Origin of the sequence: Kineococcus indalonis (assembly GCF_009906395.1) — a bacterium.
Classification (GTDB): Bacteria; Actinomycetota; Actinomycetes; order Actinomycetales; family Kineococcaceae; genus Kineococcus; species Kineococcus indalonis.
The window spans coordinates 1-16107 of the sequence record NZ_JAAALM010000033.1 but is presented as its reverse complement, the minus strand read 5'-3'; the positions used below and the strand labels follow the sequence as shown (position 1 = coordinate 16107).

Below are 16107 nucleotides of genomic sequence, written 5' to 3'. Positions count from 1 at the left end.
TGACGACGGCGCCGCGACCGCCGACCCCGCCGTCCCCTCCGGGACCCTGGACGTGCGGCGCTTCTCGCGCGCCGTCGTCACCGGCGGCGCCGGCTTCCTCGGCAGCCACCTGTGCGAGGCGCTGCTCGACGCCGGCGTCGAGGTCGTCTGCCTGGACAGCTTCCTCACCGGCACCCCCGTCAACGTCGCGCACCTCACCGACCACCCCCGCTTCACCCTGCGGCGCTGCGACATCACCGAGTACGTGCACGTGCCCGGGCCGGTGGACCTCGTGCTGCACTTCGCCTCCCCGGCCTCCCCGGTGGACTACCTCAAGCTGCCCCTGGAGACGCTCAAGGTCGGCTCCACCGGCACCTGGCACGCCCTGGGCCTGGCCAAGGACAAGGGCGCGCGGTTCCTGCTGGCCTCCACCTCCGAGACCTACGGCGACCCGCAGGTCCACCCGCAGCCCGAGACGTACTGGGGCCACGTGAACCCCGTCGGCCCGCGCGGGGTGTACGACGAGTCCAAGCGCTACGCCGAGGCCCTCACCACCGCCTACCGCACCACCCACGGCGTGGACACCGCCATCGTGCGCATCTTCAACACCTACGGCCCGCGCATGCGCGCCGCCGACGGCCGTGCCATCCCCACCTTCATCCGCCAGGCGCTGGCCGGCGAACCCCTCACCGTCGCCGGCGACGGGCAGCAGACCCGCTCCATCTGCTACGTCGACGACCTCGTCGCCGGCATCCTCGCCCTGGCCGCCAGCGGCCACCCCGGGCCGATGAACGTCGGCAACCCCGAGGAGCTCACCGTCAAGGAGATCGCCGAGGACGTCGTCCGCGCCGCGGGGTCCACCTCCACGATCGAGTTCGTGCCGCGCCCGCAGGACGACCCGCAGGTGCGCCGCCCCGACACCGCCCTCGCCCAGCGCGTGCTCGGCTGGAAGCCCCAGGTCGACTGGGCCGAGGGCCTGCAGCGCACCGTGGAGTGGTTCCGCACCACTGGCGCCTGAGGCCGCCGCGCGCGCCGGGCGGGGCCCGGCGCGCGCACGTACCCTCGAGAGGGTGAGCGTCGCACCCCACCCGGCCGTCGTCCTCGGCCACCGCTTCGCCGACGAGCTGCCCGAGATGGCCGTGCCCTGGCGCGCCGAGGAGGCCCCCGACCCGCGCGTGCTCGCCCTCGACGAGGAGCTGGCCGCCGAGCTGGGCCTGGACCCGCGGTGGCTCTCCGGCCCCGGCGGCGCGCGCTTCCTCGTCGGCACCGCCGTGCCCGAGGGGGCCGCGCCGGTGGCCCAGGCCTACGCCGGGCACCAGTTCGGCGGGTTCGTCCCCCGCCTCGGCGACGGGCGCGCCCTGCTGCTCGGCGAGCTCACCACCACCGACGGCCACGTGCGCGACCTGCACCTGAAGGGCTCCGGGCGCACCCCCTTCGCCCGCGGCGGCGACGGCCTGGCCGCCGTGGGGCCCATGCTGCGCGAGCACCTCGTCAGCGCCGCCATGCACGCCCTGGGCGTGCCCACCACCCGCTCCCTGGCCGTGGTCGCCACCGGCCGCACCGTGCAGCGCGAGACGCCGCTGCCCGGCGCCGTCCTCGCCCGCGTCGCCGCCAGCCACCTGCGCGTCGGCAGCTTCCAGTACGCCCGCGCCACCGGCGACGAGGGTCTGCTGCGCCGCCTGGCCGACCACGCGATCGCCCGGCACCACCCCGCCGCCGCCGACGCCGAGCACCCCCACCTGGCCCTGTTCGAGGCGGTCGTCGCCGCCCAGGCCTCCCTGGTGGCGCGCTGGATGCTCCTCGGCTTCGTCCACGGCGTCATGAACACCGACAACACGACGATCTCCGGGGAGACCATCGACTACGGCCCGTGCGCCTTCGTCGAGGGCCACGACCCCGCCGCGGTCTTCAGCTCCATCGACCACGGCGGCCGCTACGCCTACGGCAACCAGCCCGCGATCGCCCAGTGGAACCTCGCCCGCCTCGCCGAGGCCCTGCTGCCCCTGCTGCACGAGGACCAGGAACGCGCCGTCGAGCTCGCCGTGGCCTCCCTGGACGGCTTCCGCACCGGCTACGAGAGCGCCTGGACCACCGGCCTGCGCGCCAAGCTGGGCCTGCCCGACGACCTGCCCGGCGCCGACTGGGAACCGCTGGCCGGGGAGTTCCTCGACCTGCTGCGCACCCACCGCGCCGACCACACCGCCACCTTCCGCGCCCTGGGCGCCGCCGCCCGCGGCGACGACGAGCCGCTGCGGCTCCTGGTGCCCGACGCCCCCGCGCTCGAGCGGTGGCTGGGGCGCTGGCGCGCCCTGGGCCCCGACGCCGGCACCGCCGACCGCGCCAACCCCCTCTACACCCCCCGCAACCACCTCGTGGAGGAGGCCCTCAGCGCCGCGACCGCCGGCGACACCGGCCCCTTCGAGCGGCTGCTGGACGTCGTGCGCGCCCCCTTCGAGCAGCGCCCCGGCCTGGAGCGCTACGCCTCCCCCGCCCCGCCGGACTTCGGCGCGTACCGCACCTTCTGCGGCACCTGACGGGGCCTTGCCCACCCGGGACCCCGATCGGTGCGCCTCCTCGCCCGGGCGCGGGGACGGGGACCGGGGCGGACGGCTCAGGCGGCGAGGAGCGCGCCGGCCGCGGCGAGGACCTCCTCGACGCTGATCCGCGCCAGGGTCGGGTCGACGTCCGCGCCGTGCGGGTCCCCGACGTAGTCCGTGGCCGTCGGGTCGCCGTGCCACAGGACGGTGTGCAGGTCGGCGTCGACGGCCGGGCCCCACCAGCGCGGCGGGGTGGGACCGAACAGCAGCACCGACGGGGTCGCCAGCGCCGTCGCGACGTGCGCGGTGCCGGTGTCGCCGGACAGGACCAGGCGCGCCGAGCCGACCAGGTCCGCCAGGGCGTCCAGGTCCAGGGCCCCGCAGCGGTCCACCGCGCCGGCCGCGGCCAGCGCCGCGCCCAGCTCCGCCTCGTCGGCGGTGCCCGTCACGTGCACCTCGTGCCCGGCGGCCACCAGGTGCGCCACGACCGCGGCCCAGCGCCGCACCGGCCAGCGCCGGGAGCCGAACGCCGCCCCGGGGTGGACCACGACCGGGCCGCCGGCGGGGGAGGCGGGGCGCGGGCGCAGCCGCAGGTCCTGCGGGCCGCACGCGGCGCCCCACGCCGCCACCAGCCGGCACCAGCGCGCCACCTCGTGCTCGTCGCGCACCCACGCCGGGCCGTCGAAGCCGTCGGTGCGGAAGCCCAGCAGCTGCTCGGGGCCGGTGGCGGCCAGCGGCTCGCGGCTGGCCGGGCCGTTGCCGTGCAGGTCCACCGCCAGGTGACCGGACCCCTTCGCGTGCAGCGGCCCCAGCCCGCCGGTGACGAGCACCTCGTCGACGACGCCGCGCCGCTGCAGGAAGGTGCCGATGCCCGCGGGGGCCGCCAGCACCAGCCGGCGCCGCGGGAACGCCCGGCGCAGCCCGCGCAGGGCGGGCACGCCCGCGAGCAGGTCGCCCAGCCCCAGGGCGCGCAGCACCAGCAGGTCCGCGCCGGTCAGCTCGCGCGGTGCCCCGTCACCGGGTGCCGGGCCGGGTGCCGCCGCGCTCACGCGCGACCGGCGCCGGCGGCCAGGATCGACGTGGTCGAGCGCCCGTCCAGGTACGGCAGCAGCACCACGCGCCCGCCCCAGCTGCGCACGAGCTCCGCCTCGGGCAGCTCCGCGCCGCCGTAGTCGCCGCCCTTGGCCCACACGTCCGGCTTCAGCTCCGCCAGCGCCGCGCGCGGGTCGTCCTCGGTGAACACGACCACCGCGTCCACGCTCGCCAGCGCCCGCAGCACCCGCTCGCGGTCCTCCTGGCCCACCACGGGACGGCCCGGGCCCTTCAGCCGGCGCACCGAGTCGTCGGAGTTGACGAGGACCACCAGCGCGTCGCCCAGGCCGCGCGCGGCCTCCAGGCAGCCCACGTGCCCGGCGTGCAGGACGTCGAAGCAGCCGCCGGTGGCCACCAGCGTGCCGCCCGCGGCCCGCACCCGCGCCGCCACCTCCGCGGCGGTCAGCCCGGTCGGGCGCTGCGCCGCGGGGGCCGGGGCGGGGGCGAAGAAGCCGTTGGTGCCGCCGGCCGCCACCCAGGCGGAGGCGTCGCGCACCGCCCGGGCCAGCGCCGGCGACAGCGCGCCCGTGCGCGCCACCTCCAGCGCCGCGCTGGCCGCGAACCGGTCCCCGGCGCCGCACGGGTCGCCCGTGGCCGGCGCCGCCGGCAGGTGCAGCACCTCGCTGCCCGCCGCGGCGCAGTACGCCCCGCACGAGCCGGCGGTCACGCACACCGCGCCCGCCCCCCACAGGGCGCGCAGCTCCCCGGCCAGCTCCTCCGGGCGCAGGACGCCCGCGTCCGGGTGGTGCGCGCCCAGCGCACCGCGCGCCTCGGCGAGGTTCGGGGTCACCAGCGCGCAGCCGGGCACCGGCGCGCCGCCGCGCGGGTGCGGGTCCCACACCACCGGCACCCGGCGCGCGGCCTCGGCCAGCAGGGCGCGCAGGCGCGGCTCGCGGGTGGTGCCCGCGCCGTAGTCCGACACCAGCACCACGTCGGCCGCGGCCAGCGCGGCGCGCGCCGCGGCCAGGGAGGGCCCGTCCGGCTCGGGGGTGCCTGGGCCGCCGTCGTCCAGGCGCACCAGCACCTGCCCGTCGGCGCGCACCCGGGACTTGCGGCGGGTGGCGCCCGCGTGCGGCAGCGCCACCACCTCCACGCCCCGCAGCAGGGCGCGCAGGCGCCGGCCGGGCTCGTCGTCGGCCAGCGGGGCCACCAGCAGCACCTCCGCGGACGGCTCCAGGGCCGCCAGCAGCGCCGTCAGGCCCGCCCCGCCGGGGGACTCGCGCACCTCCTCCACGTCCACCACGGGCGCCGGGGCGTCCGGGGCGACGCGGTGCACCCCGCCGAGCACCTCCCGGTCCAGCAGCACGTCGCCGACCACGACGACGCGACGGCGCGCGCCCGCGCCGGCACGGGCGTCCACGCCCGCGCTCACGCCGTGGCCTCGCGCGCGCGCACCGCGGCCAGGTCCAGCGCCCGCGAGGCGCTGCGCGAGGCGGGCAGGTGCGCCTCCACGGCCACGCACAGCGTGTGCACCGCCATCAGGTGCCCCTCCTGGATCGCCGAGGTGGACGGCCCGGGCATCACCACGGCCTCGTCGGCCAGCTCCGCCAGCGGGTTGGGCACCGACGTCGTCATCGCCCACACCGTCAGCCCGCACTCGCGGGCCCGCTCCGCAGCGCGCAGCAGGTTCGCGCTGCGCCCGCTCGCCGAGAGCAGCAGCAGCACGTCGCCGGGGCGGCCGTGGCCCTCGACCTGGCGGGCGAAGACCTCCTCCACCCCGTAGTCGTTGGCGATGGCCGTCACCGTGGAGGTCTCCGCGTGCAGCGAGATCGCCGACAGCGGCCGCCGCTCGCCCAGGAACCGGCCCACCAGCTCCGCCGTCAGGTGCTGCGCCTCGGCGGCGCTGCCGCCGTTGCCCGCCACGAGCAGCCGTCCGCCCTCGTCCACCACGCGCACCAGCTCCCGGCCCCAGCGGTCCAGGCGGTCCGCCTGGCGCTGCAGCGCCCCCAGCACGCCCCGCAGCTCACCGAGGTGCTCGCGCACGTAGCGGTGGGTGTTCAGCACCTCGCCCGTCCCCTCCAGCAGCAGCTCGTACGCGGACTCCGTCGAGGCGGCCACCCGCGCCCAGTCGTAGCGCTCCACGGCGACCTCCCGGCCCGCCGCGCCCAGGCGCGCGGCGACCGCCGGGTCCTGCACCACCGAGCGCACCGCCGCGGCCAGGTCGGCCGGGTCCACCCGCCCGGCGGCGTCCACCGGCACCAGCCGGCCGGTGACGCCGTCGCGGACGGTGTCGAGCATGCCGCCCACCGCGGAGGCCACCACGGGCACGCCCGCGGCCATCGCCTCCAGCACCGCGATGCCGAACGGCTCGTACCAGGGGGTGGCCAGCAGGGCGTCGCTGGAGGCCAGCAGGGCCGGCAGGTCCGCGGGCGCGACCCGCCCCACCAGGCGCACCCGGTCCGCCAGCCCCAGCTCCACGGCGATCTTCTGCAGGCGCACGGCCTCGTGGTCGCCGTCCAGGTCGTGCGCGGCCGGCCCGCCGGCCACGACCAGCTCGGCGTCGGGCAGCAGCTCCAGGGCGCGCACGGCCGCCTCCACGCCCTTGCGCGGCACCAGCCGGCCCACGCTGAGCAGCCGCGTGCGGCACCCGGGCCGGCGCGGGCCCACGGCGTCCGCCCCGGCGCCCGCTCCGGCGTCCACCGGGGGGGCGGGGCGGGCGAAGCGGGCGGTGTCCACCCCGCAGGGCACGACCTGCACCCGCCGCGGCGGGGCGCCCGAGGCGCGCAGCTCGGCCACCTCGTCGCGGCACGTGGCGATCACCAGGTCCGCGTCGCGCGCCAGCCGGCGCTCGGCGTCCAGGCGCCCGGCCGGGCTGGTGTCCGCCTCGCCCTGGTAGCGGCGCTTGACGCTGCCCAGCGCGTGGAAGGTCTGCACCACCGGCACGCCGTGGGCGCGCGCGGCGGGCAGCGCCGCGGTGCCCGACATCCAGAAGTGGGCGTGCACCACGTCGGGGCGCTCGCGCGCGAACTCCTCGCGCAGCACGTCCGCGAAGGCGGGCATGAACGGCGCCAGGTCGTCCTTGGCGACCGCTTCGGCCGGGCCGGCGTCCACGTGGACCACCTCCACGCCCGGGCGCAGCCGCGCGCGCGCGGGCAGGTCCGCCGCGTCGCGGCGCGTGTAGACCACCACCTCGTGCCCGCGGTCGGCCAGCGCCGACGCCAGCGCGGCCACGTGGACGTTCTGGCCACCGGCGTCCACGCCGCCGAGCACGGCCAGGGGGCTCGCGTGCTCGGACACCATCGCGATCCGCCGCGGCGTGCGCGGACCACCGTTCCTCGCGGGGGCCGTCATGCCACCACCTCCTCGAGCAGTCGGTCCCAGTCAGCCAGGAAGCGTTCCACCCCGAACGCCGCCAGCGCGTGGCGGCGCGCCGCCTCGCCCCGCTCGCGCGCCTCGTCCGGGTCCGCCAGCCACCGCCGCGCGGTGGCCACGAGCACCTCCGGGTCGGAGGAGAGCACGCCGGCCCCCGCGGGCACCGCCTCCGGCGCGGCGGTCGCCGGCAGCGCGAGCACCGGCATCCCGATCATCATGGCCTCGATCATCGACAGGCCCAGGCTGGTCCAGCGGTAGGGGTGCAGGTAGGCGCGGTGCGCGCCCAGCGCCTCGTGCAGCCGCGCCTGCGGCAGGTCCTCGTGCACCGTCAGGCCCTCGCCGGCCGCGGTGCCCTCCACCCGGCGGGCCAGCTCGGCCACGCCCATGCCGTGCAGCGCCACCGGCACCTCCTCGGCCACCCGCAGCAGCACGTCGGTGCCGGCCACGCGCCAGCGGCGCACCGGCTCGTTGACGGACGCGGCCAGGGACGGCGAGGTGCCGGTGTAGCGGTGCCCGGGGTCGAGGACGCCGTGGTCGACCAGGGCGGTGCGCGCCCCGCCGCAGTCCCAGTACAGGCGGTTGAAGGAGGTCACGTGCGCGATCGGCACGGCGCGCTGGTCGGCCAGGGGGTGCCGGCTGTCCGCCGCGCCGGCGCGCGGCGCGTCGTGCTCGACGTACACCGCGGGCACGTCCCGGCCGGGCCGGCGGCCCGTCCAGCGCTCCACCAGCTCCACCTCCTCGGGGCGCTGGAGCACCACCACGTCGAACTCCGCCGCGCGCAGCTCGGCCACCGGCACCTCCACGGCGGCGGCCGGCCAGTCCCAGGTGCGGGCGCGCCCGCGCCCGTCGGGACCGCGGCCCTCCACCAGCGGCAGCAGGTACTGGTGCGCGCCGGAGACGAAGGCCGTCATCCACGACCCGTGCACGTGCCAGACGAGGATCCTCACGACGTCCTTCCCGCGGGAGCGTTCTCCCGATCCGCTTCCTCCACGCCCGTCCCCGGGACGGTCGGCGCCAGCGCCTCCACGGCCGCCACCACCTCGCGCGCGCCCACGCCGGCCAGGCACGGGTGCCCCGGCACGGGGCACTCGCGCGCCCGCGTGCCCCGGCACGGCGCGCCCTGGTCGCCCAGCAGCACGTGCGGCACCCCGTGCGGGCCCCAGCGCCGCGCGGGCACCACCGGCGCGAACAGCGACACCACCGGCGTGCCCACGGCCGCCGCCAGGTGCGCCGGGCCGGTGTTGCCCACGACCACGGCGTCCGCGGCGGCCAGCACGGCCGCCAGCCCGGGCAGGTCGGTGCGCCCGCCCAGGTCCACGCCGCGGCGCCCGGCCACGGCGGCGGTCAGCTCCCGCTCGCCCGGCCCGCCGGTGACGACGACGTCGCGCCCGGCGCGCACCAGCGCCTCCACGATCGCGGCGGCCTGCTCGGGCAGCGGGGCCCGCGCGGGCACCGAGGCCCCGGGGTGCACCACGACGTAGGACGCCGGCAGGCCCGCGGGCGGCGCCGCGGTCGTCAGCACCCGCAGCCGCCCGTCGTCGCCGGCGGGCAGGGCGAAGCCCGCCGCCGCGGCCAGGTCCAGCGCGGCCACGGCCTCACCGACGTCGGCGCGCTCGGTGCCCTCGCGGCGGTGGCGCACGTCCAGCAGCGAGCCGGGGTAGTCCTCGCTGGTGGCGCTGATGCGCGCCACCCCGGCCAGGCGCAGCAGCAGCGCCAGCGGCAGCGGGCTCTGGTGGAACGAGGTGAACAGCACCGCCTCGTCGTAGCCGCGCGCGCGCACGCGCGCCACGAGGTCCTGCACCGCGGCCGGGTCCACCGCGGCGGGCGAGAAGCCGCTCCACGGCGGGTCGAAGACCAGCACGTCGGCGACGCCGGGCAGCAGCCGGGCGGCGCCGGCGCCGGCGGGGGAGGCCAGCACGTCCACGGTCGCCGCCGCGGCCAGCGCGCGCACCGCGGGGCCGGTCAGCAGCACGTCGCCGTCGTTGTCGAGGCGGGCGGCCAGCACCCTCACGACGCCGGCCCGCGCGCCGGCCGCGCCGCGGCGAGCGCGAGGTCCACCGCCGCCGGCAGCGTCGCGGCGACCACGGGCGCCGCCTCCACCTCGGCCGGCAGCGTCACCTCCGTGGGCACCAGGACGGTGCGCGCCCCGGCGGACAGCGCGGCCTCGACGTCGGCGCCGATGTCGCCGACGAGCAGGCACTCCGCCGGCAGCACGCCCAGCGCGCGGGCGGCGTCCAGCACCATGCCCGGCTCCGGCTTGCGGTGCGCCGAGCGCGCGTGGGGGCCGTCGGTGCACACCTGCACGGTGTCGAAGGGGCCCAGCAGCTGCGCGACGCGCTCGTTGACGGCGTCGACCTGCTCGCGCGCGATCAGCCCGCGCGCCACGCCGGACTGGTTGGTGACCAGCCCGGTGCGCAGCCCCGCGGCGCGCACCCGCGCCAGCGCCTCGGCGGCGCCGTCCACGGGCTTCACCAGGTCCGGGTCGCCGTTGTAGGGCACGTCGTGCACGAGGGTGCCGTCGCGGTCGAAGAGCACCGCGCGCACCGGCGGCGGCCACGGCGCCGGCGGGGTGCGCCGCCAGCGCAGCTCGGCGCGCACCCGGTGCCACACGGCCGCCGGCGGGATCGCGGCGCTGGTGAGCAGCATGCGGCGCACCTCGGCGGCGTCGCGCGGGCCCGGCGCGAGGCGCCGCCAGGCGAACTCCCCGGTCAGCGCGGTCCACGCCAGCGCCGCCGCGGCGGCCGTGCGGCGACGGCCCGCCGCTGCCGCTCCCAGGGCGAGCGCGGCCGCGGCGGTGGTGGCCGCGTGCCCGGGCAGCCGGCCCACGGCCGACTGCGCGCGCTCGCGCCAGCGCGGCCCGTGCAGGGCCGTCATCGTGGCGTCGTCGGCGTTGCCGCGCTGCTGGCGCAGGCTGGCGAGGTCGTCGGAGGGGCGCACCGGGTGCACCGCGCCGTGCTCGCCGCGCACCAGCTCCCAGCCGGCGTCCAGCACGCGCAGCGCCAGGTCGGCGTCCTCGCGGAAGGCGCGCGGGAACCGCTCGTCGAACCCGGCCACCTGCTCCAGCGCCGCGCGCCGGTAGGCCATGTCGGCGGTGATCCAGGCCGCGTCCGCCAGCCCGGCGGTGCCGCGCTCCCAGTCGGTCGGGCGCCGGTCCGCCGGCAGCGGCACGGTGATGCGGCCCTGCACGCCGCCGACGCGGGCGCCGGCGGCGGCCAGGTCCGCGACGAGCTGCTCGGACCACTCCGGCGGCAGCTCCACGTCGTCGTCGACGAACGCGACCCACCGCCCGCCCGCTCGCCGCCAGCCGGCGTTGCGCGCCGCGGCGGGCCCGCGCCCGCCCGAGCGCACCAGCCGCACCGGCAGGCCGCTCTCGCGGGCGCGGGCGCACGCCGCCTCGCACGGGTCCTCGCCGGGGCCGCCGTCACGGCCGCGGCGGTCGTCGACGACCACGACGAGCTCGGGCGCCGGGCCCCGCTGAGCGGCCAGCGTGCTCAGCAGGACGCCCAGGCTGGGCCGCCCCACGGTCGGGACGACGACGGAGAACACGGTGCCAGCGGACCTCACGCGCCGCCGGTCCCGGACGCGCCCGGGGCGGCGGGCGCGGCGAACGTGCTGCGGCGCACCAGGTGCGGCCCGAGCACGAGCAGGTCCACCGGCGCGGATCCGAACAGCTCCAGCGCGTCGCGCGGGTCGTCGACCATGGGGCGCCCGGCGGTGTTCAGGCTGGTGTTCACCACGACGGGCAGACCGGTGCGCTCCTCGAAGGCGCGCAGCAGCGCCGCCACCTTCGGGGTGCGCTCGTCGTCGATGGTCTGGATGCGCGCGGTGCCGTCCACGTGCGTCACGGCGGGGATCCGCTCGCGCCACTGCGGGGCCACCTCGTGCACGAAGAGCATGTACGGGCTGGGGAACGGCCCGTCGGAGAAGATCTCCGGCGCCCGCTCCGAGAGCACCATCGGCGCCACGGGGCGGAACTGCTCGCGGCCCTTGACGTCGTTGAGGCGCTCCAGGTTCTCCTCGCGGCCCGGGTGGGCCATGAGGGAGCGGTGCCCCAGCGCGCGCGGGCCGAACTCGGCCCGGCCGTCGAACCAGGCCACGACGCCGTCGGCGGCCAGCACGTCGGCGACCTCGCCGGCCAGGTCCTCGGGGGTGGTGAACGGCAGCCGCGCGCTCCGCAGCCACTGCGCCAGCTCCTCGTCGCTCCAGGAGCGCCCCAGGGCGGCGTCGTGCATCGGGACCAGCGCCTCGCCCGCGTCGGCGGCCAGCTGCAGCGCCGCGCCCAGGGCGGTGCCCGAGTCGCCCGCGGCGGGCTGCACGAACACCTCCTCGAAGGGCGACTCGCGCCAGATGCGCGAGTTCGCCACGCAGTTCAGCGCCGTGCCGCCGGCCATGGCCAGCACGCGGTCGCCGGTCCGCCCGTGCAGCCAGGTGGCCAGGTCCACCAGGGTGCGCTCGAGCACCTCCTGCACGCTGGCGGCGAGGTCGGCGTGGTCGGTGTCGCGGCGCGGGTCCCACTGCTCGCCGTCGAGCAGGCGCGGCGCCCAGCGCGACCAGTCCGGGGCCTGCGCCACGAAGCCGCCGTCGCCGGTGGCGTGCACGAACTCGGCCAGCTCGTCGGCGAAGCGCGGCTTGCCGTAGGAGGCCAGCGCCATGACCTTGTACTCGTCGGAGGAGTGCAGGAAGCCCAGGTGGGCGGTGAGCGACTCGTACAGCAGGCCCAGGGAGTGCGGCAGCCGCTGGCTGGCCAGGACCTCCAGCGAGCCGCCGCGGTAGCGGCCGGCCAGGGAGGAGACGGCCTCGCCGCGCCCGTCGACGGTCAGGACGCTGCAGCCGCCCTCGCGCGCCGCCTCGGGCGAGGCCAGGCCCGCGGAGGCCGCGTGCGCGACGTGGTGCGGCACGTGGCGCACCTTGGCCGGGTCCAGGCCGGGCAGCGCGGTGGCCAGCGCCTCGGCGGCGCGCTCGGCGTAGCGGGTGCGGATGGCGTCGTCGGGGTCGCCGAGGTCCAGCTCCGAGCTGGGCAGCACCAGCGAGGGGTCGTAGGAGTAGCCGACGAGGTCCAGGTCCTCCGGCCGCAGCCCACCGGCCGCCAGGGCGTGCTTGATGGCCAGCTCGGGCAGCTCCCAGGTGGAGTACGGCACGGGCCGCTTGCCGTGCTTGCGGCGGCTGAAGCGCTCCTCCTCCGCGGCGAAGACCACTTCGCCGTCGACCACGAGGGCCGCGGCGGGGTCGTGGAAGACGGCGTTGACGCCGAGCACGCGCATGGGTGTCGACCCTCTCTCGAATGGTGTGCGCCCGGTCCTGGAGCGTCCCGCGACCGGCCCGACGGTCCCGGACCGGCAGGGCCGTACCCTGCCAGGGCGAGCCGACAGGTGCCCGTCGGGGGCCCGGCGTGGCGCGGCGGAGTCGAAGACAACCACAGGGGGTGCGGGGTGGTCACGGCGGGTGGTCAGGCGGTCAGCGAGCGCGTCTGGACCCTCCCCAACGCGCTGAGCTCCCTGCGGCTGCTGCTGGTGCCCGTCTTCGCCGTCCTCATCGCCGGCGGCCACGACGGCTGGGCGCTGCTGGTGCTCTCCGCCAGCGGCGCCAGCGACTACCTCGACGGCCACCTGGCCCGGCGCTGGGACCAGGTCACGCGGCTGGGACAGCTGCTGGACCCCTTCGCCGACCGCCTCTACATCCTCACCACGCTGCTGGGCCTGGCCTGGCGCGAGCTGGTGCCCTGGTGGCTGGTCGTCGTCCTCGTCGGCCGCGACGTCCTGCTGGCCTGCACGGTGCCGGTGCTGGCGAGCGTGGGCCACGGCCCGCCGCCGGTGCACTTCCTCGGCAAGGCCGGCACGTTCTGCCTCCTCCACGCCTTCCCGCTGCTGCTGCTGGGCGAGGTCAGCCCGGCGCTGTCGGACGTGGCCGGCGCGCTCGGCTGGGCGTTCGCGCTGTGGGGCACGGGCCTGTACTGGTGGGCCGGCGTGCTGTACGTGCAGCAGGTCGCCGCGGTGGTGCGCGCCGAGCGCTCCGGCGGCCGCGCGTGAGGCGCGCGCACCCGCCGCAGCGCCCCGACGCGAGCATGAGCCTGCTCACCGAGGTCATGCAGCGGCCCCTGGACCCCGGCTACGCCGCGGCCGCGCAGCGCCGCCGCGAGGCCGGCGAGCAGCGGCCCGCGCGCCCGCGGGCGCTGACGGCCCTGGCCGCCCTGGTGCTCGGCGGCCTGCTCGCCGTCGCCGGCGTGCGCGCCGCCGCCGGCGCCCCGGACGCCGACCGCGGCCGCGCGGACCTGCTGGAGCGGGTGCGCACCGGCACCGCCCGCGCCGACGCCCTGGCCGCGCGGGCCGCGGCCCTGCGCGAGGGCAACACCGCCCTGGCGGCCCGCCTGGGCGGCGCGGGCGCGGCCGCGGCCGGGCAGGCGGCCGGCGCCCTGGCGGTGGCCGCCGGCGCCACCGCCGTCACCGGTCCCGGCCTGGAGGTGCTCCTGCAGGACGCCCCGCGCGACCCCACCGGCGCCGACGCCACCAGCTCCTCCGGGCGCGTGGTGGACCGCGACGTGCAGCTGCTGGTCAACGGGCTGTGGCAGGCCGGCGCCGAGGCCGTGGCCGTCAACGGGCTGCGGCTGTCCTCGCTGTCCTCCATCCGCGCCGCCGGCGACGCGGTGCTCGTGGACTACCGCCCGCTGACCCCGCCGTACCGCGTGCAGGCCGTCGGGGACCCCGCGGCGCTGCAGACCGGGCTGGCCTCCTCGGTGGCCGGCCGCTACCTGCAGGTGCTGCAGGACAACTACGGCATCGGGGTGCGGGTGGGCGCGCGCCCCGGTGACGACCCGCTGACCCTGCCCGCCGCCTCCCGCCTGCAGCTGCGCGTGGCGCGCGGACCGGGCGCGGACGCGGCCGGTAGCGTTCCCGGTCCCGGGGCGCCCTCGAGCGCGCCGGGCGGGACGGGCGACGACGGGGGAGGGGCGCCGTGATCGCGGCCGTGGGGCTGCTGGTGGGCATCGTGGCCGGGGTGCTGCTGCGGCCGGAGGTCCCCGTCTTCCTGCAGCCGTACCTGCCGATCGCGGTGGTGGCCGCCCTGGACGCCGTCTTCGGCGGCGTGCGCGCCGTGCTCGACGGCATCTTCGACGACAGGGTCTTCGTCGTCTCGTTCCTGTCCAACGCCGTGGTCGCCGCGCTCATCGTCTACCTGGGCGACCAGCTGGGCGTGGGCTCGCAGCTGTCCACCGGCGTCGTGGTCGTCCTGGGCGTGCGCATCTTCTCCAACGCCGCCGCCATCCGCCGGCACCTGCTCAAGGCGTGAGCGGCACCGGGGGCGCGGGCGGCGCGCGGGCGCCGGGCTCGCCGTGGCGCCGGCTGTGGCACGCCGGGCGCCCGAGGGCCACGCGCGGGCAGCTGCTCGCCGGGGTGCTGTGCGCCGCGCTCGGCTTCGGCGTCGTGGTGCAGGTCCGCCAGAACGACGTGGCGGGCCTGGCGGAGCTGCGCGAGAGCGACCTGGTGCGCATCCTCGACGACACCGGCGAGCGCGGCGACCGGCTGGCCGAGGAGGTGCGCCAGCTGGAGGCCACCCGCGAGGAGCTCACCGCGGGCAGCGACTCCGCGGAGGCGGCCGCGCGGGCGGCGCGCCGGCGCGCCGAGGAGTACGGCCTGCTGGCGGGCACGGTGCCCGCCGCGGGGCCGGGCGTCGTCGCCACCGTCACCGACCCCGCCGGGGCGGTGCGCGCCGCCGCGTTCGTCAGCCTCGTGCAGGAGCTGCGCGACGCGGGGGCCGAGGCGGTGCAGGTCGGCTCCGTGCGGGTCGTGGCCAGCACCGCCTTCCAGGACGCCGCCGACGGGCGGGGGCCGGGCGTGCTGGTCGACGGCACCCGGCTGAGCCCGCCGTACGAGGTGCGCGTGGTGGCCGACCCCGCCACCGTCTCCACCGCCCTGGACATCCCCGGCGGCGTGCGCGAGTCGCTGCGGCAGCTGGGCGCGCAGCTGTCGGTGAGCACCCCCGAGCAGGTGCGGGTGACCGCCTTGCACGCCGTCTCGAGCCCTCAGTACGCTCGCCCGGCGTCGCCCGGCCCCACCGCCGGCGACGGCTGAACCGCGCAGGGCGAGCGCCCCCCGCGACAGAACCCCACCACGAGGAGCGAGACGCCCCATGGCCTCCAGCGTGCCCGAGGACCTGCGCTACACCGCCGAGCACGAGTGGGTGCGCGTCGAGGACGACGGCACGGTCCGCGTGGGCGTCACCGACCACGCCCAGGACGCCCTCGGCGACGTCGTGTACGTCTCCCTGCCCGCGGAGGGCGAGAGCGTCAGCGCCGGCTCCGCGTGCGGCGAGGTGGAGTCCACCAAGAGCGTCAGCGAGATCAACGCGCCCGTCAGCGGCGTGGTGGCCGCGCAGAACCCCGGGCTGGAGACCCGCCCGGACCTGGTGAACTCCGACCCCTACGGCGAGGGCTGGATGTTCACGATCACCGTGTCCGACCCGGCCGAGCTGGAGGGCCTGCTCGACGCGGAGGCGTACCGCTCCCACGCCGGCTGAGCCGGTCGCGCCACCCGTCCGGGTGAGCGGCGCGCACGGGGAGTGTGGAGGCCGCTGCACCCGCCCGGCTAGGGTGGCGATCAGCGTCAGGAGCGGGGACCGTCCCGCTGCAGCGGGTCCCGCGGGCCGTGGCCCGCGGTGTTGCGAGAGGTGGTGCGATGTCTCCGTCGGGCACGTCCCCGGACGAGGGGACGACCCCCGGGCCGGCAGCGGACGAGCGTCCCGCCGACTCGACGATGTCGTTCGCGGGGCTCGCCGTCCCCGAGGTCCACGAGGCCGTCGAGGGCGGGCTGAGCCGCGACGACCAGGCGGCCGTGGAGGCCCTGCCGCCCGGGTCCGCGCTGCTGGTGGTGCGCCGCGGTCCCAACGCCGGCGCGCGCTTCCTGCTCGACGCGGAGCAGACCTCCGCCGGCCGGCACCAGACCAGCGACATCTTCCTCGACGACGTGACGGTCTCGCGCCGCCACGCGGAGTTCCTGCGGGCCCCGGACCCGGTGGCCGGGCCGGGCTTCCGGGTCCGCGACGTCGGCAGCCTCAACGGCACGTACGTCAACCGCGAGCGCATCGACGACGTGCTGCTGCGCGCCGGCGACGAGGTCCAGATCGGCAAGTACCGGATGGTCTACCACCCCAGCACCCAGCAGGCCGGGCCCGCCGCGGGCGGGGGCGGCCTGCTGGG

15 protein-coding genes and 1 pseudogene are annotated in these 16107 nt (G+C 78.4%); 8 read left to right on the top strand and 8 right to left on the bottom strand.

What is annotated here, in order from left to right:
- The first annotated feature begins 46 nt into the window (after positions 1-46).
- The gene (locus GTR00_RS03495) at positions 47-997 is read left to right on the top strand and encodes a UDP-glucuronic acid decarboxylase family protein (protein ID WP_166610257.1); all 951 of its coding nucleotides are present in this window, start codon (positions 47-49) and stop codon (positions 995-997) included.
- Between the two features lie 52 nt (positions 998-1049).
- Complete coding sequence (locus GTR00_RS03490) at positions 1050-2513, top strand: protein adenylyltransferase SelO (protein ID WP_166610253.1); 1464 nt, start codon at positions 1050-1052, stop codon at positions 2511-2513.
- Between the two features lie 77 nt (positions 2514-2590).
- On the opposite strand, the gene GTR00_RS25515 is transcribed toward GTR00_RS03490, so the two are convergent.
- From GTR00_RS25515 to GTR00_RS03455, 8 genes and pseudogenes are all read right to left on the bottom strand, one after another.
- The gene (locus tag GTR00_RS25515; RefSeq protein ID WP_323132181.1) at positions 2591-3565 is read right to left on the bottom strand and encodes a glycosyltransferase family 9 protein; all 975 of its coding nucleotides are present in this window, start codon (positions 3563-3565) and stop codon (positions 2591-2593) included.
- Complete coding sequence (locus GTR00_RS25510) at positions 3562-4980, bottom strand: PfkB family carbohydrate kinase (RefSeq protein ID WP_205704962.1); 1419 nt, start codon at positions 4978-4980, stop codon at positions 3562-3564. Before GTR00_RS25510 ends, GTR00_RS25515 begins: the two co-directional genes overlap by 4 nt.
- Positions 4977-5498: a D-sedoheptulose-7-phosphate isomerase gene (locus tag GTR00_RS26215; RefSeq protein WP_407659591.1), complete on the bottom strand. Its 522-nt coding sequence runs from the start codon at positions 5496-5498 to the stop codon at positions 4977-4979. The genes GTR00_RS25510 and GTR00_RS26215 overlap by 4 nt, the downstream gene beginning before the upstream one ends.
- Positions 5499-5633: 135 nt before the next feature.
- Positions 5634-6899, bottom strand: a pseudogene (locus GTR00_RS26210) (glycosyltransferase); the annotation flags it as partial.
- Positions 6896-7867 (bottom strand): glycosyltransferase, encoded by a 972-nt coding sequence (locus GTR00_RS24755; RefSeq protein ID WP_166610252.1) that lies wholly within the window; start codon positions 7865-7867, stop codon positions 6896-6898. The pseudogene GTR00_RS26210 and the gene GTR00_RS24755, both read right to left, overlap by 4 nt.
- Positions 7864-8931, bottom strand: coding sequence for a glycosyltransferase family 9 protein (locus GTR00_RS03465; RefSeq protein WP_166610251.1), 1068 nt, complete (start codon positions 8929-8931; stop codon positions 7864-7866). The genes GTR00_RS24755 and GTR00_RS03465 overlap by 4 nt, the downstream gene beginning before the upstream one ends.
- Positions 8928-10466 (bottom strand): HAD-IIIA family hydrolase, encoded by a 1539-nt coding sequence (locus GTR00_RS25505; protein ID WP_205704959.1) that lies wholly within the window; start codon positions 10464-10466, stop codon positions 8928-8930. Before GTR00_RS25505 ends, GTR00_RS03465 begins: the two co-directional genes overlap by 4 nt.
- A 14-nt stretch (positions 10467-10480) precedes the next feature.
- Positions 10481-12181 carry a carbamoyltransferase family protein gene (locus tag GTR00_RS03455; RefSeq protein WP_166610249.1) on the bottom strand — a complete coding sequence of 567 codons (1701 nt, stop codon included), beginning with the start codon at positions 12179-12181 and terminating at the stop codon, positions 10481-10483.
- A 168-nt stretch (positions 12182-12349) separates the two neighbouring features.
- On the opposite strand from GTR00_RS03455, the gene GTR00_RS03450 reads away from it, so the two are divergent.
- The 6 genes from GTR00_RS03450 to GTR00_RS03425 all read left to right on the top strand — a co-directional run.
- On the top strand, positions 12350-12946 hold the full coding sequence (locus tag GTR00_RS03450) for a CDP-alcohol phosphatidyltransferase family protein (protein ID WP_166610248.1): 597 nt from the start codon (positions 12350-12352) through the stop codon (positions 12944-12946).
- A gap of 35 nt (positions 12947-12981) precedes the next feature.
- Positions 12982-13872, top strand: coding sequence for a DUF881 domain-containing protein (locus tag GTR00_RS03445; protein ID WP_166610247.1), 891 nt, complete (start codon positions 12982-12984; stop codon positions 13870-13872).
- Entirely contained in the window at positions 13869-14201 is a 333-nt protein-coding gene (locus tag GTR00_RS03440) for a small basic family protein (protein ID WP_166610246.1), read from the top strand. Before GTR00_RS03445 ends, GTR00_RS03440 begins: the two co-directional genes overlap by 4 nt.
- A complete protein-coding gene (locus GTR00_RS23435) occupies positions 14198-14983 on the top strand; it encodes a DUF881 domain-containing protein (protein WP_166610245.1) in 786 nt (261 codons plus the stop codon). Before GTR00_RS03440 ends, GTR00_RS23435 begins: the two co-directional genes overlap by 4 nt.
- A 58-nt stretch (positions 14984-15041) precedes the next feature.
- Positions 15042-15428 carry a glycine cleavage system protein GcvH gene (gcvH, locus tag GTR00_RS03430; protein WP_166610244.1) on the top strand — a complete coding sequence of 129 codons (387 nt, stop codon included), beginning with the start codon at positions 15042-15044 and terminating at the stop codon, positions 15426-15428.
- Between the two features lie 158 nt (positions 15429-15586).
- Positions 15587-16107 (top strand): FHA domain-containing protein (locus GTR00_RS03425; protein WP_166610243.1); only part of this gene is annotated, 521 nt, incomplete at its 3' end.